Source organism: Microvirga sp. BF8, assembly GCF_059888585.1.
On sequence record NZ_CM187619.1, the window covers coordinates 1943453 to 1959334 of the forward strand.

Sequence of the window (15882 nt, forward strand, 5' to 3'; positions counted from 1 at the left end):
CGGCTTCACTGCCATTGCTCATATGCCGCATTTCCGACATTTTAGCGAATGGCCATCATACATCCTAGAATCATCCCGTTGTCCTTGGAATTAAGAATGAATTTCGCACCTGCCAGTACCGGTCGCGCTGTCCTTGCGGGTTGCGCCTTCATGGCTGCCGCCCTTACGGCGGGCTGCAGCGGCAATCCCACGGGAGAGTTCCTGGAATCGAGCGGTCTCGCACCCAAGACGGCGCCACGCCCTGATTTCGTGGCGGCGTCAAGGCCCCAGAATCTCGATTACATCCCCATCGGCACACCGCAGGAGGGCCGCCCCACGGCCGCGAAAACCGCTGACGAGGTCAAGGCTGCGGAAGCGGAACTCGATTCCGTGCGGGCACAGAACCAGTCCCGCGGGGAGGCGGCTGCGCAGCTCGGCGGAACGCCAGCACCCACCCCTGTCGCCCTGCCGAGCACAGCCCCTGCGCAACCGGCGGCCAAGAAGAAAAAGACCCCCTGACCAATTCCTACCTTCGAAAATCTGTCCGAGGACCGTGCCATGGCCGATTTCTACCGCATCCAGCGTCTCCCGCCCTACGTCTTCGAACAGGTCAACCGCATCAAAGCCACCGCCCGCGCCAACGGCGCGGACATTATCGACCTCGGGATGGGCAACCCGGACCTGCCGGCGCCGCAGCATGTCATCGAGAAGCTGGTCGAGACCGTCGGCAAGCCCCGCACGGATCGCTATTCCGCGTCCAAGGGCATCGGCGGGCTGAGGCGCGCCCAGGCGGGCTATTACGAACGGCGCTTCGGGGTGAAGCTCAACCCGGACACCCAGGTCGTCGCGACCTTGGGGTCCAAGGAAGGCTTCGCCAACATGGCCCAGGCGATCACCGCCCCGGGCGATGTGGTCCTGGTGCCGAACCCGAGCTATCCGATCCACGCCTTCGGCTTCCTGATGGCGGGAGGCGTGATCCGGTCGGTTCCGGCCGAGCCGACCCCGGCCTTCTTCCCGGCGGCGGAGCGCGCCGTCCTCCACTCCATTCCGAAGCCCGTGGCGCTGGTCGTGTGCTATCCCTCGAATCCGACCGCCTACGTCGCGTCGCTGGATTTCTACCGGGATCTCGTCGCCTTCGCGAAGAAACACGATCTGATCCTTCTCTCGGACCTCGCCTATTCGGAGGTCTATTTCGATGAGAACAACCCGCCGCCGTCGATTCTCCAGGTCCCGGGTGCCATGGATGTCGCGGTCGAATTCACCTCCATGTCCAAGACCTTCTCCATGGCCGGCTGGCGGATCGGCTTCGCGGTCGGCAACGAGCGTCTTCTGGCGGCTCTGGCACGGGTGAAGTCCTATCTCGACTACGGCGCCTTCACACCGGTGCAGGTGGCAGCGACCGCCGCCCTCAACGGGCCGGATGACTGCATCCGGGAAATGCGCGCCACGTATAAACGCCGCCGCGACGTGATGGTCGACGCCTTCGAGAAGGCAGGCTGGCCGGTCCCGACACCGACCGCCTCGATGTTCGCCTGGGTCCAGATCCCGGAGAAGTTCCGCTCCCTGGGAAGCCTCGAATTCTCGAAACTCCTCGTGGAGAAGGCCGACGTTGCCGTGGCGCCGGGCATCGGCTTCGGCGAGCATGGGGACGATTATGTCCGTATCGCCCTCGTCGAGAACGAACAGCGCATCCGCCAGGCCGCGCGCAACATCCGGCGGTTCTTCGATACAGCGGATGGAACGCTCCACAATGTGGTGCCTCTGACCAGGGCCGGATGATCGGTCCGGCCCGGAGAAGGACACCTGTCATCAACCGCGCATGGACATGCAACCGTAGCAGTCGTAAAGAGCAGCGCGACTTTCACTAAGGAGCAGCTGTTCGTGACACGTCCTTTTCGGGTCGGTATCGCCGGCCTTGGCACGGTTGGTGCGTCGGTCATCCGGATCCTCACCCGTCAGAACGACGTCCTGGCCCAGCGCGCAGGACGTCCAATCGCCGTCACGGCGATTTCCGCCCGCGACAGGGCCAAGGATCGCGGCCTCGACCTTTCCGCTTACGCATGGTTCGACGACCCGGCGGAGCTCGCGCGCTCCGCGGATGTCGACTGCGTCGTGGAACTGGTCGGCGGTTCCGACGGAGCGGCGCTCCAGACCGTCGAGACGGCGCTGGCCCAGGGCAAACATGTCGTCACCGCGAACAAGGCGCTGCTGGCGAAACACGGTCTGGCCCTGGCCAGAACCGCCGAGCAGAAAGGCGTTGCTCTGGCCTTCGAGGCCTCCGTCGCCGGCGGAATCCCCGTCATAAAGACCCTGCGGGAAGGCCTTCCCGGAAACCGCGTATCGCGGCTCTACGGCATCCTCAACGGCACCTGCAACTACATTCTCTCCCGCATGGAGCTCGAGGGCCTGACCTTTGCCGAGTGCCTGAAGGATGCCCAGCGTCTCGGCTATGCGGAGGCGGACCCGACTTTCGACGTCGAAGGCTTCGACACGGCCCACAAGCTCGCCATTCTCACCAGCCTCGCCTTCGGAACGGAGATCGACGCCGACGCAATCTATGTGGAAGGCATTTCTTCGATCACGCCGCTGGACCTCGCCATGGCGAACGAACTCGGATTCCGCATCAAGCTCCTCGGCGTCGCAGAGAGGACCGAGACAGGGATCGAGCAGCGCGTTCACCCCACCATGGTGCCGAAATCCTCCGCGATCGCGCAGGTGATGGGCGTGACGAACGCCGTGACCATCGACGCGGACGCGGTGAAGGAATTGACGCTGATCGGTCCGGGCGCTGGCGGGGAGGCGACGGCCTCTGCTGTCGTAGCCGACATCGCCGACGTGGCGCTCGGAAAGGCCGAGGCTCCCTTCGGCCAACCCGTCGATCGCCTGGAGAAAGCACCCCGCGCCCCGATGCAGCGGCACGAAGGCGGTTATTATATTCGCCTCACCGTCCACGACCGTCCCGGCGTCGCCGCGGGCGTCGCCACGCGCATGGCGGAGGCTGACATTTCCCTTGAGAGCATCCTCCAGAAGCGCTCCGAGACGGCGGCAACCAAAGACCCGCACGGTCGCTCAGGTGCGCCGGTTTCCCTGGTTCTCATCACCTATGCGGCCACCGAGGCGGCCATCCGCTCGGCCGTTGAAAAAATCTCCGGGGATGGTCTTATCGCAGAGCCGCCCCAAGTGATCCGCATCGAACGCGAGTAATTTTCCGGCGAACTCCCCGTTCGCCGTCCCATCAAAGGAGACGACACGTCCATGTCGCAGGGCATTACCGTCCAACCGGGCCAACTCATCGAACGCATCTTGACCCTGGAACTCGTCCGCGTGACCGAGCGTGCCGCCGTTTCTTCGGCCCGGCTGCGCGGTCGCGGCAACGAAAAGGCTGCGGACCAGGCGGCTGTCGATGCCATGCGCCGCGAACTGAACCGGCTCCCCATCGATGGAACGGTGGTGATCGGCGAGGGTGAGCGCGACGAAGCCCCGATGCTCTTCATCGGAGAGAAAGTGGGCAATCGCAACGGCCCGAAGGTGGACATCGCTGTCGACCCCCTCGAGGGCACGACCCTGTGCGCGAAGGACATGCCCGGCTCGATCGCCGTCATGGCCATGGCCGAATCGGGCACGCTTCTGGCGGCACCGGACGTTTACATGCACAAGATCGCCGTCGGTCCCGGCTATCCGACGGGTGTCGTCGATCTCGACGCCTCGCCCGAGGAAAACATCCACAACCTCGCCAAGGCGAAGGGCGTGAAGCCCAGCGAAATCAATGTGCTGGTGCTCGACCGCCCGCGCCATGCCGACCTCATCGCCGCAATCCGCAAGACCGGTGCCGGCATCCGCCTTATTACGGATGGCGACGTCGCAGGCATTATCTTCACGACCAAGCCCGACGAGACGGGAATCGACATCTATCTCGGTATCGGGGCGGCGCCTGAGGGCGTGCTGGCGGCTGGTGCGCTGCGCTGCATCGGCGGCCAGATGCAGGCCCGTCTGATCCTCGATACGGAGGAGAAGCGTTCCCGGGCATTCCAGATGGGCGTCACCGACCCGAACCGGAAATATGACATGACCGATCTGGCCCGCGGCGACGTGATCGTCGCGGCAACCGGGGTCACCGATGGCGCACTCCTGAAGGGCGTCACATTCGGCAGGGATGTGATCACCACGGAGACGGTCGTGTATCGCTCGGCGACCGGTACCGTGCGCCGCATCTACGGCGAACACCGCGAATTGTCGAAGTTCCACCTCGACTAGGCTCACTCGACTAGGTTCAACGGACGGGCGAGGGGCACGTGCCGTGCATCCTCTGGCCGAGATCGGAGATACGAGGATCCATGACAGAACCGCAGGCCGGTCTTGAGATCCGCCCCCTGTCCCCTGGCGACCGGTCGGCCTGGGAGCCTCTATGGCAGGGATATCTGACGTTCTATCGGTCGAGCCTTTCGCCCGAGATGACCGACCTGACATGGCGTCGGATTCACGATCCCGGAGAGCCGGTCCATGGGCTCGCGGCTGTCCTCGATGGGGAGATCGTGGGCATCGTCCACTATCTCTTCCATCGCTCCACATGGGCACGCGAGGGCTATTGCTATCTGGAGGATCTTTTCACCTCTGAGAAGGCGCGGAATCGCGGCGTCGGGCGGGCCCTGATCGAAGCGGTCTACGAGAGGGCGAAGGCGGCTGGAGCGAGCCGCGTCTACTGGCACACCCACGAGACCAACACGACGGCGCAGGCTCTGTATGAGAAGGTCGCGGCCCTGAGCGGTTTCATTCAGTACCGGAAGGTTTTCTGACAAGCCGGACCGGAGCGCGATCCGGACAAGAATCCTCGGTTCCCTCCAGCACGTGCGATGGCGGAGGCCCGAGCGCCGATCATGGTTTCAAAGAGCCATGATCAGGCACTAGACTCCGCCCGTGACCGAATCAGCTTCCCTGTCCCCGATCCGCCCGTTTCTCGGCATCAGCCGCTCCGCTCTCGGGCGGACCTGGGTCGAGCGGTGCAACGCTTCTCAAGGCACTCTCGCGCTCGCCATCGCTCAGACCCACGGACTGCCCGATATCCTGGCGCGCGTCCTGGCCGGGCGGGGAGTTGGTGTCCACGAGGCCGCGGGCTTCCTGAACCCGCGTCTGCGGGACCTGATGCCCGACCCGCATGTCCTCACCGATATGGACGCTGCCGCCGACCGCCTCGCCGATGCCGTCATGCGCCGCGAGACAGTGGCGATTTTCGGCGACTACGACGTAGATGGCGCATGCAGCGCGTCGATCCTGGCCGAGTATCTGCGCGCCTGTGACGTTTCTTATGTGATCCATATCCCTGACCGCATCACGGAAGGTTATGGCCCCAACGTGGACGCAATCCGGTCCCTGAAGGAGCAGGGAGCCGACCTTCTCGTCACGGTCGATTGTGGCACCGCAAGCCATGAGCCCCTGGCCGAGGCCCGGCGCCTGGGGCTCGACGCGGTTGTTCTCGACCACCACCAGGCCCCCGAGCAACTGCCGGAGGCCCGTGCCCTCGTCAATCCGAACCGTCAGGACGACCTCTCCGGTCTCGGGCATCTCTGCGCGGCCGGAATCGTGTTCCTGACGGTCGTCGCGCTCAACCGGGCCTTGCGCGGACGCGGCTTCTTCAACCAGCGTCCCGAGCCGGACCTGATGGGCAGCCTCGATCTCGTCGCCCTTGCGACAGTGGCGGACGTGGTGCCTCTCGTCGGCCTCAACCGGGCTTTTGTCCGTCAGGGGCTCGCGATCATGCGCAATCGTGGACGCACAGGACTGGCGGCACTGCTCGATACGGCTGGCCTCTCGGGCGCGCCGGAAAGCTGGCATCTCGGCTATCTCGTCGGCCCGCGCATCAATGCCGGCGGGCGCATCGGCGACGCCACCCTCGGTGCGAAACTGCTTCTGTCACAGGATCCGTTCGATTCCGGGCGGCTGGCAACGGAACTGGACCGTTTGAATCGCGAGCGGCAGGCGATCGAGGCGATGGCCGTGGCCGAGGCCGAGGCCCAGGCCCTCGTCCAGCTGGAACGAGCGCCGGACCTGCCTGTGATCATCACGTCGTCGAGCGAGTGGCATCCAGGTGTCGTTGGCTTGGTGGCAGCCCGTATGAAGGAGCGGTTTCGTCGCCCGGCCTTCGCCTTCGCTTACAATCCCGACGGCACCGCCACCGGCTCCGGGCGCTCGGTCCCCGGGGTCGATCTCGGCGCCGCCGTTCGCGCCGCCGTCGAGGCCGGCCTGGCGATCAAGGGGGGAGGCCATGTAATGGCGGCGGGCGTCACCATTCCGGCAGCGGACATGGAGCATTTCCATGCCTTCACCATGGAGCGGCTTCTGGAGTCGGTCGGCGCTGCCCTGTCCGAGGATCTCTTCGCCATCGATTCGACCCTGACGGCCGGCGGTGCGCAGACGAGCGTCGTCGCCGCGCTGGAGCGGGCGGGACCGTTTGGGTCGGGCCAGCCGGAGCCCGTCTTCGCGTTTCCGAACCACCGAATCATAGAGGCGCGGGAGGTGGGAAGCGGCGGCCATATGCGCGTGAAACTCCGGGGAGGGGACGGAGCGATCATCGGCGGAATTGCCTTTCGCGCCGCGGGCCAGCCCCTCGGCCTTGCCCTCTCGGGCGCTATCGGCAGCAGCCTCCACGTGGCAGGAACCCTGTCCATCGATCGTTGGGGCGGCAACGAAAAGGTCGAGGTGAGAATTATGGATGCGGCAAAGCCCGAATGACCATTCTGGTGCTTGCCGTGCCGGAAGAACCCATCTATATGTCCGCCACCTCAGGGGCAGCGCCCCGCTTATGCGGCCTTCGTCTATCGGTTAGGACACCAGCCTTTCACGCTGGGAAGAGGGGTTCGATTCCCCTAGGCCGCGCCATCCCGACAAAACTCTCGAGCGAAGCGGAGCCGTTGGGCCGTGACCCGGCTTTTCACAGGGCCGACCGATCGATGGCAGAGCTTGAGCGTTCCAGAGCGAGGTCAACTCCGATGCCGCGTTATTTCTTCAACATCCGCGATGGCTACGATCTCGACGAGGACGAGGAGGGCATCGATCTTCCGGATATCGAGGCGGCGCGCGCGGAGGCCCTTGCCACCGTCGAGGAACTCCGCGACCAGCTAGGCGACGCCGGGAATATCGAACTCGAAATCACCGACGAGACCGGCCGGCGCCTTCTCACGGTGCCCTTTCACCGACCCTCCCACGGCCGCCGGCGCTAGGGCATTCTCCGGTGCAGGGTATCGGTTTCACCTGAGAATACGGCAAAACCAGAGGCCGAGCTGAGTCCGCTCATGTGGAATCAGCTCTGGGTCCTCGACTCAGTGTGCCTTGCCGGAGATGATGGCAAACCGTGTCAGGAGGCCGACCAACTCGGCCTGTCGCTTGGTCCCTGTCTTTGCCAGGACCGCCTTTGTCTGAGCGCGGACCGTGCCGATCCCGGTTCCTGTATTCTCGGAGATCTCCTGAAGCGAGCAGCCGCACATGAGCTGCGTTGCGACCGCCGCCTCCCTTCTTGTCAGGCCGAAGGCCTGGAGAAGAAGTTCCTGCGTCGGCTCAGGGCAATATTCAGGGTCTGCGACGATGACGACGAGTTTCGCCCCTCCAAATGCGGCCTGAACGGTCTCGGTGAGGGATACGATTCTCAGAATGAGCGGACGGGCATCCCTCCGATGGAGGCCGAGTGCCTCCCGTGACGGTCCGGACCCCGAAAGGTGGTCGGAAATGATTCCCTGAAGGGTCTGGTCCGCGGCTGGGTCGGACGCCACGAGGCGCTCGGACCTGACGAGCAAACCGGCGCCGAAGTGCTGCTCCACCTGCCTGTTGAACCCGAGTACCTTCTTTCCGTCGCCGATCAGGAAGGCTCCGTAACCCAACGCGTCGAACACGCGTAAGAAACAACGGGCGGCCGAAGCCTGGTGTGAATTGGCCTGCAGATGTTGCATCACGCTGACCGGACGGGCCGAATGCGGCCCTCTTCAACACAAACGCGCAACGTTCCTCTTTTATCCCAACTGGGAGATGAAAAACGCGCAGCTTCAGACGAGCTTGGTTGAACGAGTCCGAATCATACTGCCTATCGCCCCACTCTGTACCGGAGGAAGGAATGCAGTCGGCCACGACACTCGCTTTGAACGACGGACCCATGGCGCCCGATCGCGGGGCCCGGACCGATTTTAGGGTCATAAGAACCGAAGAGGCCCTCTGGAGCATCCAGGCAGTATCAGACCGGGCGAGACTGGCTGCACCGCACCTCTTTCCCTCCAGCGGCCGGTGCTGCGCGGGTGACATCATCGTGACCGACCACCGAACGTCGAACGATCTGCTATATCGCTTGCGCCAGAGAGGTTTTGCGATACTTTATATCGGGCCGGCTGGACCCATCGAGATCTAGAGCCTGCCTTGTCACGATACTATTTCAACCTTCGCCGGGCGCACCTCCATCTGCTCGACAAGAACGGGGAAGAGTGCGCCACTTTGGGCGAAGCCATTGAGTACGGCGTCGTTGCCGTTCTCAGCCTGATCTCGGAGGAGGGCAGGTTCCGCAACTGGACGGCATGGGCGGTGGAAATCCAGGACGAGAACAGGGTCCATGTGGTCACCCTTCCGTTCAGTCTGGTCCTGAGAGCAGATCTGAGGCGCAAGGACTAGGTGTCGGGATCTCCCGTGAAGGCGCGCATCGCCTCGATACGGAGAGCATCCGGAGTTTCCAGGTAGCGAGCCGAATGATGGAAGACCGTGAGCCGCTTGGCCTGCGCCTTGCGCGCCAGGCGTCCCGCCTCCTCGGCTGTCAGGTGAAGCGCGGCCTCGGCGAGAGCGCGGTCCCGCTCGGGAAAGACGGCCTCGATGAAGAGTTGGTCGACCCCGGCTGCGAGGGCGAGGATCTTCTCCGCATTGCCGGGTGTCGGCGCCGTGTCGGTGACGTAGGCCAGGGACTGCCCGGGGCCGATGAAGAAGACCTTGTCCTTCAGCTCCTTTAGCGCGACGCGGCCGACGCCCGGAATCGTCAGATCGGCGTCCCCAACCCCCTCCCGGAGCAGCTTCTTGGCCTCGTTGAGCCATGAACTCTTCGGGAGGCCCAGTTGTTCGAGGACTCCGCGGCGGACGTTGACGCGCCTCGTCTCCCGCAGTCCGAACGCGAGCGAGGGGATGCCATGGTCGAGGGCGGTCGCCTCGATTCGAAAATCACCGTCGGCGAAGACGACGCCCATCGGAAGGTCGGGCGGCTGTCCTTCCCAGCGCTCGAACACGTGCTGGGCCGAGAAAACGGCGAAGCGGTCGAGCCGAAAGCCGTTGAACTCTCCCACATGGAGTTGGAAATCCACCGAACTCTCGTCGATGAGATTCCAGGTATAGGCCCGCAGTTTGTGTTCCACATGATCGATGAAACCCGGCGGGCCCACGAGATGAAGCGGGCCGGGCCGGTGGAGGCATAACCGCATCAGGCGATCGAATCCGATGAAGTGATCCACATGCGCGTGAGACACGAAGACGTGGCTGACCCGCAGCAATTCCCGCGCAGACAGAGGGCCGAGGTCGCCGAGATCGAACAGGATCGCCCGCCGGCCGAAGCGGAAATCGAGATAGAGGCCCGGATCGTCGAAAGGGCCGTTGACGAGGCGCGGCTGGATGAGCCAGCTCATCCCTTGCGAAGGTCTCGCCACGCGGCCGCGAAGGCACGGGCGTTCCGGCCGACATCCTCGACGGACATCGTCGGCGTGAACAGAGCGGAGCCGAGACCGAAGCCGTCGGCTCCCGCATCCACGTAACCCCTCATTGTGTCCGGCTTGATGCCGCCGACCGGCATGACGAGGGCTTCTTTCGGAAGCACGGCCCGCCAGGCTTTGACGACCGGCGGCGGCGTGGCCTCGGCCGGGAAGATCTTGATCGCATCCGCTCCGGCCTTCAGCGCCGCAAAAGCCTCTGTCGGCGTAGCGACGCCCGGAGTGCAATACAAGCCGTGCTGCTTTGCGTGTCGGACAACGTCGAGATCCGCATGAGGCATGACGATCAGTTTTCCGCCGACGTCGTGGACCCCGTCGACCATTGCGGGCTCGAGCACCGTTCCCGCGCCGACGAGCACCTGAGACGGCATGGCCTTGGCGAGGATTTCGATGCTGCGGAAGGGGTCCGGCGAATTCAATGGAACTTCGATGATCCGAAATCCGGCCTCGACCAGCGTATGGCCGACGGCCCCGGCATTGTCGGGCCGCAATCCGCGCAGGATCGCGATCAGCGGAAGCTCGGTCAGATAATCCCGAAACACGATGGCCCCCTTTGCCCGACCCGCGGCTGAGGTCTTACCATCGGACAGGCTCGGCAAGCCCGGCATCGCGATGCGCCCTGCCTCAATAGGTGGCGGAGACCCCGCCCTCTTTCAACTGCCGAGGCGGTTTCAGGAACTCTACGTTTCAGGGTTCCTTCTGACGCAGGCATTGCTGCGCCGTGCGGGAGATGCGGATCTGCTCGTCGGGCCCGACCGCGTCGTCGAGGACCTTGCGCCACACATCGCTTTTGCGCAATTCGCCTGCCACACACGAGCAGAGGGACGTACAGACTCCTGCGGGGCTCCCCTGCGCCAGGCAACTCGCTTCGCATTCTGCGATGAACGGCCGTGCCTCGGCCATGGGATTGGGACCTGTCAGCTGCAGAATGCCATAAAGCAGGCCGAACAGAATGATCTGATGGATCAAATAGATCGGAAGGCTCTTGCGTCCGGCCCAGACGAGCAGGCGGGAGAAGCGGCTCCCGGCGCGCCAGCGCGCGAGCCGCATGGTCTCCGCATGGGGCAGGAGCGCCTTCGCAGTCGCCATTCCCGCCAATACGAGGCCGAACCACGGAAAGATCGGCACGTAGTCATTGGTAACGGGATCGGTGGAACCAAGCCCGAGCCAGTCGAGCCAGGGTCGATCGAGCACCGGACTCGTGAAGATCGAAGGCGCGGCAAGGCAGATCAATGCAGAAATCACCAGGACAATCGGTCGTGTTCGCAGGAACGGGAGCGCGAGGACGCTCGACAGCGCGATGCAATGCAGGATCCCGAAGAAGATGAAGCTCTCCGGAAACGCAAAATAGGTCGCGATCGTGATCAGGAGAGCCGCCCCGCCGATCTTCGCGAGGCGACGCAGGAAGGCCCGCGGTCGCAGGCCCTGTACATGCGCGAGGACAAGCCCGACGCCAGCGAGAAAGAGGAACGAGCCGGCGATGCACCGGGCGAACCAGCGCCAGGCCGGAACGGCCACGATATCGGTGGCGACCAGCTTGAGAAAGCTCAGGTCCCAGCTGAAATGGTAGATGACCATGGCGAGGATCGCGATCCCCCGCGCTACGTCGATGGCATCCCAACGCTGCGTGGCGGCGGCCGTGGACTGGGGCTGGGCTGGGGTCACGTCAAACGTCCGGTTCTGAAGAGGGGGAGGGCGGCGCGACCGCCGCACCCTATATGACGTTCATGACCGATCCACTCGCAACGTCAATGGCCGCGCTGAGGGCCATGATCGAAGACTCCGGGGTCCTCGTCGGATTCACCGGCGCCGGGATCTCGACGGAGAGCGGCGTGCCCGATTTTCGCTCTCCCGGGAGTCCCTGGCTGGAAAACAAGCCAATCGCCTTCGATCTCTTCCTGAAGAGCGAGGCGGCACGCCGGGAGGCATGGCGGCGGAAGTTCACGATGGACGATCTCTACCGCGGCGCCGGCCCAAGCCGGGGCCACCGGGCGCTGGCCTCCCTCGTCGATTCCGGACGGATGCCCGGCGTGATCACCCAGAACATCGACGGACTTCATCAGGCAGCGGGTATCGCCGAGCACCAGGTCATCGAATTGCACGGAAACGGCACCTACGCCGTGTGTCTGTCCTGCGGCCGGCGCTACGATCTCGGCTGGGTGAGGAGCCGCTTCGAGACAACAGGCGATCCTCCGGTCTGCGAAACATGCGGCGGGATCATCAAGTCCGCCACCATCTCGTTCGGACAAGCCATGCCGGAGACGGCGATGCGACGAGCCCTCGAGCTCACGCTCTCCTGTGACCTCTTTCTGGTCCTGGGCTCCTCCCTCGTCGTCTACCCCGCGGCATCGTTTCCGATGATGGCGAAGGAAAACGGTGCCCGACTGGTCATCGTCAATCGTGAGCCGACGCCCCTGGACAACGCAGCCGACCTCGTCATCCGCGCGGAGATCGGACAGGTTCTCGCGGGATTCATTGCGCAATAGAGGCGTTTTATTCGCCGGCTAAGAAAAACATCACCCCCCAGAGGGCGTTTCCGGCTTCCCCAGATTCAGGACAATGTTATCCTCTCGTTAAGAGTCGGAGTTCTGATTCGAGTGCGGGTTTCTTCATGACTAACGATTACAGTTCCAACCCCTTCCAAACGCGGGGAGAATCCTCCCTTGCCGAACAAGGGCGCCGCGACATCACCGAGGCCGTCTCGGAGGAGAAATCCCTCGATCTCGTCCAGGTCAGCGGAAGGATCAAATGGTTCGACGTGGCTAAGGGCTTCGGCTTCATCGTTCCCGACAACGGCATGCCCGACGTGCTCCTTCACGTCACCTGCCTGCGGCGGGACGGCTACCAGGCGGCCAACGAGGGAGCCCGGATCGTCGTGGAAGCCGTGCAGAGGCCCCGGGGCCTCCAGGCACTCCGCATCCTGTCTCTCGACGAATCCACGGCTCTCCATCCGTCGGAGCTGCCGCTCCCGAGGACCCATGTCCAGGTTGTCCCCACGAGCGGACTCGAGCCGGCGGTCGTCAAATGGTTCAACCGACTCCGTGGTTTCGGCTTCCTTACGCAGGGCGAGGGGCGGCCAGACATCTTCGTTCATATGGAAACCCTGCGGCGCTATGGCATCGCCGAGCTGAAGCCCGGCGAGAGGGTCTTCGTCCGCTTCGGCGATGGCTCGAAGGGCCTCATGGCGGCCGAGGTGCGCCTCGCCGACATGGCCCTGCCGCACTCGCATTGACGGGCTCCCGATGGTTCGGAATGCGCGTCTCGCCGTCCTCGCCGTTGCGCTTGGGGCGATGACCATCGCCGCGGCCGTTGCGCAGCAGGCTCTTGAGGCGTTGACGATTGCGGCCCAGGGAGGGCGGCAGGCCTTTCAGGTGGAAGTGGCCCGCAACGACGCGGACCGCGCTCAGGGACTGATGTATCGGCGCGCGATGCCCGCCAATCAGGGCATGCTGTTCGATTTTGGGCGGGTCGAGCCAGTCGCCATGTGGATGCAGAACACCTACCTGCCCCTCGATATGCTTTTCATCCGGCCCGATGGAACCATCGCCCGGATCGCAGCCAATACGGAACCTTTGTCCACCCGCACCATTCCCTCCGGCGAACCCATTCTCGCGGTTCTGGAGCTCAATGCCGGCACGGCGGCCCGATTGGGAATCAAGGCCGGCGACCGGGTGGAGCATCCGTTGTTCAAGCGCTGACGTTTGGACGCTTGCTGAAGCCCGATCCTCGTGATAGCCAACAGCCTCTTCGGCGACGAAGGCGGGGCGTAGCGCAGTCTGGTAGCGCATCTGCTTTGGGAGCAGAGGGTCGCAGGTTCAAATCCTGCCGCCCCGACCAAAATCGCCGAGAAAACCTTTGAGAGAGTATCGAAACCCGATGCCCGCACGGATCTATAAGCCCGCCAAGGTCGCTACGCAGTCCGGCCTTGCCCGTACCAAGCAATGGCTTCTCGAATTCGAGCAGGACAAGCCGCGCGAGATCGAGCCGCTCATGGGCTGGACCAGCTCCGGCGATACGCGCCAGCAGCTCCGCCTGTGGTTCGATACCGTGGAAGAGGCTGTCGCTTATGCCCAGCGCGAGGGAATTGCCTACCGGGTCGAGGAGCCCCAGGAGGTCAAGCGGCGCACCATGTCCTATTCGGACAACTTCAAGTTTAACCGCGTCGGCCCCTGGACCCACTGAGGTTCCGCCGGCTGCACGGCCCCGTAGCTCAGCTGGATAGAGCAGCCGCCTTCTAAGCGGCAGGTCGCAGGTTCGAGCCCTGCCGGGGTCGCCATGATTCCCTCCGACAGCGCCCCCGGGCACGGATGAGCGCTTCCTGAAATGCGTTCAGAGTCATGGCGTTGGAGGTTTTTCTTCAATCCGCCTCGAACTGGCTCCCATTGAAATGAGCGTCTCAGGTTTCTCCGCTCCGACGCCGGTTGCGATCTAGGCCGCCACGTCGCGAGGCGCCATCACGACCTTGTTTCGGCCCTGTCGCTTTGCGTCGTACAGGGCATGATCGGCCATCGTGACCAGGGTCTCGAAACGGCTGCTGGCCGGGCCGGGCTGCGGATTCAGGGTTGCCGTTCCAACGCTGACTGTGACCACCTTCTTGGGCTTGTTGCCGGAATGTGGCATCGCCAGCGCCTCCACAGCCGAACGAACGACCTCCGCAAGTTGCGATGCCCCCTGTGCACTGGTCGCGGGGAGAAGCAGCACCAGTTCCTCGCCACCATAGCGCGCCGCGAGATCGCTCGGGCGCTGGGCTGCCTGATCGACGGCACGGGCCAGTGCCCGCAGGCAATCATCCCCGGCCTGATGCCCATAGATGTCGTTGAACTGCTTGAACCGGTCGACATCGACGAGAAGCAGGGAGAGCGGCGTTCCCTCCCGGACAGAGCGACCCCACTCGTGGGCAAGCCGTTCGTCGAAGGCCCGTCGGTTGGCGAGGCCGGTCAATCCATCGGTTCGCGCAAGGACGGCGAGCTTCGCCTCGGCCCGCTCCCTTCGCTTCGATTGGCTGACCAGTCCCCAGCCCAGAAAGCCGATGGCTGCGACCAGAAGGCTGACTCCCGCGCCACGGACCATGACCTGACTTCTCCAGTCGGCCAGGGCCTCGTCCCGGCTCACGGCCGCCAGAACAACGAACGGAAAGTTGCTGCCACTGTCATAGCCGCTGACCCGATCGATGCCATCGAGAGGGGACACGAAACGATAGGAACCCGAATCCGCACGCGACATCAGGTCCGTCATGAGAGGCGACGAGGCAGGATTGCCGCTCGTGGCGGATTCTGCGCTCGGAAAGCGGGAGATCAGAGTGCCATCCTTCGCAAGCAGCACGATCGCTCCCTGCTGGCCGATATCGAAACGCGAATAGAAGCGGGCAAAATAGGTCGGGTCGATGCTGGCAACGACAACGCCACCGAAGGATCCGTCCTGATTGGTGAAGCGGCGCGAGATCGTCGTCGTGCGCTGAGTCAGAGGCTGGCTCCGCTTGGGCGGGGAGAAATAGGGGCGGCGACTCAACGAATCCCGGTGACGCACAAAATAGGGCTGATCGCCCTGATTCTGCTTGTCCGGGAAGAGTTCCTGGGACGAACTTGCCAGCCAGTTGCCGTCGGAGCCGTAGACGCTGATCTCCTGCAGGCGTGGAAGGAGGGAGACTCGGTTCACGAGGATGGAATGAAGATGCGCCAGAGCCTCCGGCGAGGTGCCTTCCACCTGAAGCAGTTCGACGACCGCCGCTAAGGCATAATCGGTCATTTCGAACGTATCCTCGGCGTGCTGCTTCAGGGAGCGCGCGAGATTGGCTGTTTCGACTTGTGCGTCCGCAAAAGCTTGCTCGTACTCGCTCCAGTCGCGCCAGCCTTCCAGGGCAAGGATGGCGAGACAGACGAGAGCAATGAAACGCTGGAGCCAGCGGGTCGACGAGACCTTCAGCCGGAACCACCCCGGGCGACGGGAGTAAGGTTTGTCAGCCTCATGGGAAAGGTCGATCGGCAAGATCATGCCCCAGTTTGCGATATGGTCTTTCTCACCTTCGGGTGACCGGATTCACTCTTTCGACCAGAAAAGCTCGCAGCGGCGAAACTTACCGGAGGGCCACGAAACCGGAGACGGTGCCTCAGGCGCGATAGCACGGATTTACTCATATTGCACAGGGCTTGCCTCTGCCTGTCCCATGGTTCGACGCGAGCCTGATCAT

Annotated in this window: 17 protein-coding genes and 3 tRNA genes; 15 read left to right on the forward strand and 5 right to left on the reverse strand. The window is 63.9% G+C overall.

Annotation, left to right across the window (positions count from 1 at the left end; translation table 11 throughout):
- Positions 1 to 96 precede the first annotated feature (96 nt).
- From AC522E_RS09330 to AC522E_RS09365, 8 genes are all read left to right on the forward strand, one after another.
- Positions 97 to 498: a hypothetical protein gene (locus AC522E_RS09330; protein ID WP_500750146.1), complete on the forward strand. Its 402-nt coding sequence runs from the start codon at positions 97 to 99 to the stop codon at positions 496 to 498.
- A 39-nt stretch (positions 499 to 537) separates the two neighbouring features.
- Complete coding sequence (locus AC522E_RS09335; RefSeq protein WP_500750147.1) at positions 538 to 1758, forward strand: LL-diaminopimelate aminotransferase; 1221 nt, start codon at positions 538 to 540, stop codon at positions 1756 to 1758.
- Positions 1759 to 1860: 102 nt separating this feature from the next.
- Positions 1861 to 3183, forward strand: a complete 1323-nt coding sequence (locus tag AC522E_RS09340; protein WP_500750148.1) for a homoserine dehydrogenase — start codon at positions 1861 to 1863, stop codon at positions 3181 to 3183.
- A 51-nt stretch (positions 3184 to 3234) separates the two neighbouring features.
- Positions 3235 to 4233, forward strand: coding sequence for a class II fructose-bisphosphatase (gene glpX, locus AC522E_RS09345; protein WP_500750149.1), 999 nt, complete (start codon positions 3235 to 3237; stop codon positions 4231 to 4233).
- Between the two features lie 80 nt (positions 4234 to 4313).
- Entirely contained in the window at positions 4314 to 4772 is a 459-nt protein-coding gene (locus AC522E_RS09350) for a GNAT family N-acetyltransferase (RefSeq protein WP_500750151.1), read from the forward strand.
- Positions 4773 to 4893: 121 nt separating this feature from the next.
- Positions 4894 to 6705: a single-stranded-DNA-specific exonuclease RecJ gene (gene recJ / locus AC522E_RS09355; RefSeq protein ID WP_500750152.1), complete on the forward strand. Its 1812-nt coding sequence runs from the start codon at positions 4894 to 4896 to the stop codon at positions 6703 to 6705.
- A gap of 72 nt (positions 6706 to 6777) precedes the next feature.
- Positions 6778 to 6852 (forward strand) — tRNA-Glu (locus AC522E_RS09360).
- 110 nt (positions 6853 to 6962) lie between these two features.
- Positions 6963 to 7193 carry a DUF6894 family protein gene (locus AC522E_RS09365; protein WP_500750153.1) on the forward strand — a complete coding sequence of 77 codons (231 nt, stop codon included), beginning with the start codon at positions 6963 to 6965 and terminating at the stop codon, positions 7191 to 7193.
- A gap of 99 nt (positions 7194 to 7292) precedes the next feature.
- On the opposite strand, the gene AC522E_RS09370 is transcribed toward AC522E_RS09365, so the two are convergent.
- A complete protein-coding gene (locus tag AC522E_RS09370; RefSeq protein ID WP_500750154.1) occupies positions 7293 to 7859 on the reverse strand; it encodes a helix-turn-helix transcriptional regulator in 567 nt (188 codons plus the stop codon).
- A gap of 514 nt (positions 7860 to 8373) precedes the next feature.
- Between AC522E_RS09370 and AC522E_RS09375 the strand changes: the two genes are divergently transcribed.
- Positions 8374 to 8622: a DUF6894 family protein gene (locus AC522E_RS09375; RefSeq protein WP_500750155.1), complete on the forward strand. Its 249-nt coding sequence runs from the start codon at positions 8374 to 8376 to the stop codon at positions 8620 to 8622.
- Here the strand turns inward: AC522E_RS09375 and AC522E_RS09380 are convergent.
- From AC522E_RS09380 to AC522E_RS09390, 3 genes are all read right to left on the reverse strand, one after another.
- A complete protein-coding gene (locus AC522E_RS09380) occupies positions 8619 to 9614 on the reverse strand; it encodes a ribonuclease Z (RefSeq protein ID WP_500750156.1) in 996 nt (331 codons plus the stop codon). The genes AC522E_RS09375 and AC522E_RS09380 overlap by 4 nt on opposite strands.
- Positions 9611 to 10237: a 2-dehydro-3-deoxy-6-phosphogalactonate aldolase gene (locus AC522E_RS09385; protein ID WP_500750157.1), complete on the reverse strand. Its 627-nt coding sequence runs from the start codon at positions 10235 to 10237 to the stop codon at positions 9611 to 9613. Before AC522E_RS09385 ends, AC522E_RS09380 begins: the two co-directional genes overlap by 4 nt.
- A gap of 145 nt (positions 10238 to 10382) precedes the next feature.
- A complete protein-coding gene (locus tag AC522E_RS09390) occupies positions 10383 to 11360 on the reverse strand; it encodes an acetyltransferase domain-containing protein (RefSeq protein WP_500750158.1) in 978 nt (325 codons plus the stop codon).
- A gap of 53 nt (positions 11361 to 11413) precedes the next feature.
- Between AC522E_RS09390 and AC522E_RS09395 the strand changes: the two genes are divergently transcribed.
- From AC522E_RS09395 to AC522E_RS09420, 6 genes are all read left to right on the forward strand, one after another.
- A complete protein-coding gene (locus tag AC522E_RS09395) occupies positions 11414 to 12181 on the forward strand; it encodes an SIR2 family NAD-dependent protein deacylase (protein WP_500750159.1) in 768 nt (255 codons plus the stop codon).
- A 125-nt stretch (positions 12182 to 12306) separates the two neighbouring features.
- Positions 12307 to 12927 carry a cold-shock protein gene (locus AC522E_RS09400; RefSeq protein ID WP_500750160.1) on the forward strand — a complete coding sequence of 207 codons (621 nt, stop codon included), beginning with the start codon at positions 12307 to 12309 and terminating at the stop codon, positions 12925 to 12927.
- A gap of 10 nt (positions 12928 to 12937) precedes the next feature.
- The gene (locus AC522E_RS09405; RefSeq protein WP_500750161.1) at positions 12938 to 13393 is read left to right on the forward strand and encodes a DUF192 domain-containing protein; all 456 of its coding nucleotides are present in this window, start codon (positions 12938 to 12940) and stop codon (positions 13391 to 13393) included.
- Between the two features lie 62 nt (positions 13394 to 13455).
- Positions 13456 to 13532: transfer RNA gene (locus AC522E_RS09410), tRNA-Pro, on the forward strand.
- 39 nt (positions 13533 to 13571) lie between these two features.
- On the forward strand, positions 13572 to 13877 hold the full coding sequence (locus tag AC522E_RS09415) for an ETC complex I subunit (RefSeq protein ID WP_500750162.1): 306 nt from the start codon (positions 13572 to 13574) through the stop codon (positions 13875 to 13877).
- Between the two features lie 17 nt (positions 13878 to 13894).
- Positions 13895 to 13971, forward strand: a tRNA-Arg gene (locus tag AC522E_RS09420).
- A 152-nt stretch (positions 13972 to 14123) separates the two neighbouring features.
- Here the strand turns inward: AC522E_RS09420 and AC522E_RS09425 are convergent.
- Positions 14124 to 15686: a sensor domain-containing diguanylate cyclase gene (locus tag AC522E_RS09425; RefSeq protein ID WP_500750163.1), complete on the reverse strand. Its 1563-nt coding sequence runs from the start codon at positions 15684 to 15686 to the stop codon at positions 14124 to 14126.
- Positions 15687 to 15882 lie beyond the last annotated feature (196 nt).

Coding starts and splice junctions, on each gene's coding strand:
- AC522E_RS09415 (WP_500750162.1), top strand. CDS start 13,572: ATGCCCGCACGGATCTATAAGCCCGCCAAGGTCGCTACGCAGTCCGGC.
- AC522E_RS09350 (WP_500750151.1), top strand. CDS start 4,314: ATGACAGAACCGCAGGCCGGTCTTGAGATCCGCCCCCTGTCCCCTGGC.
- AC522E_RS09405 (WP_500750161.1), top strand. CDS start 12,938: ATGGTTCGGAATGCGCGTCTCGCCGTCCTCGCCGTTGCGCTTGGGGCG.
- AC522E_RS09395 (WP_500750159.1), top strand. CDS start 11,414: ATGACGTTCATGACCGATCCACTCGCAACGTCAATGGCCGCGCTGAGG.
- AC522E_RS09365 (WP_500750153.1), top strand. CDS start 6,963: ATGCCGCGTTATTTCTTCAACATCCGCGATGGCTACGATCTCGACGAG.
- AC522E_RS09400 (WP_500750160.1), top strand. CDS start 12,307: ATGACTAACGATTACAGTTCCAACCCCTTCCAAACGCGGGGAGAATCC.
- AC522E_RS09380 (WP_500750156.1), bottom strand. CDS start 9,614: ATGAGCTGGCTCATCCAGCCGCGCCTCGTCAACGGCCCTTTCGACGAT.
- AC522E_RS09330 (WP_500750146.1), top strand. CDS start 97: ATGAATTTCGCACCTGCCAGTACCGGTCGCGCTGTCCTTGCGGGTTGC.
- glpX (WP_500750149.1), top strand. CDS start 3,235: ATGTCGCAGGGCATTACCGTCCAACCGGGCCAACTCATCGAACGCATC.
- AC522E_RS09425 (WP_500750163.1), bottom strand. CDS start 15,686: ATGATCTTGCCGATCGACCTTTCCCATGAGGCTGACAAACCTTACTCC.
- AC522E_RS09335 (WP_500750147.1), top strand. CDS start 538: ATGGCCGATTTCTACCGCATCCAGCGTCTCCCGCCCTACGTCTTCGAA.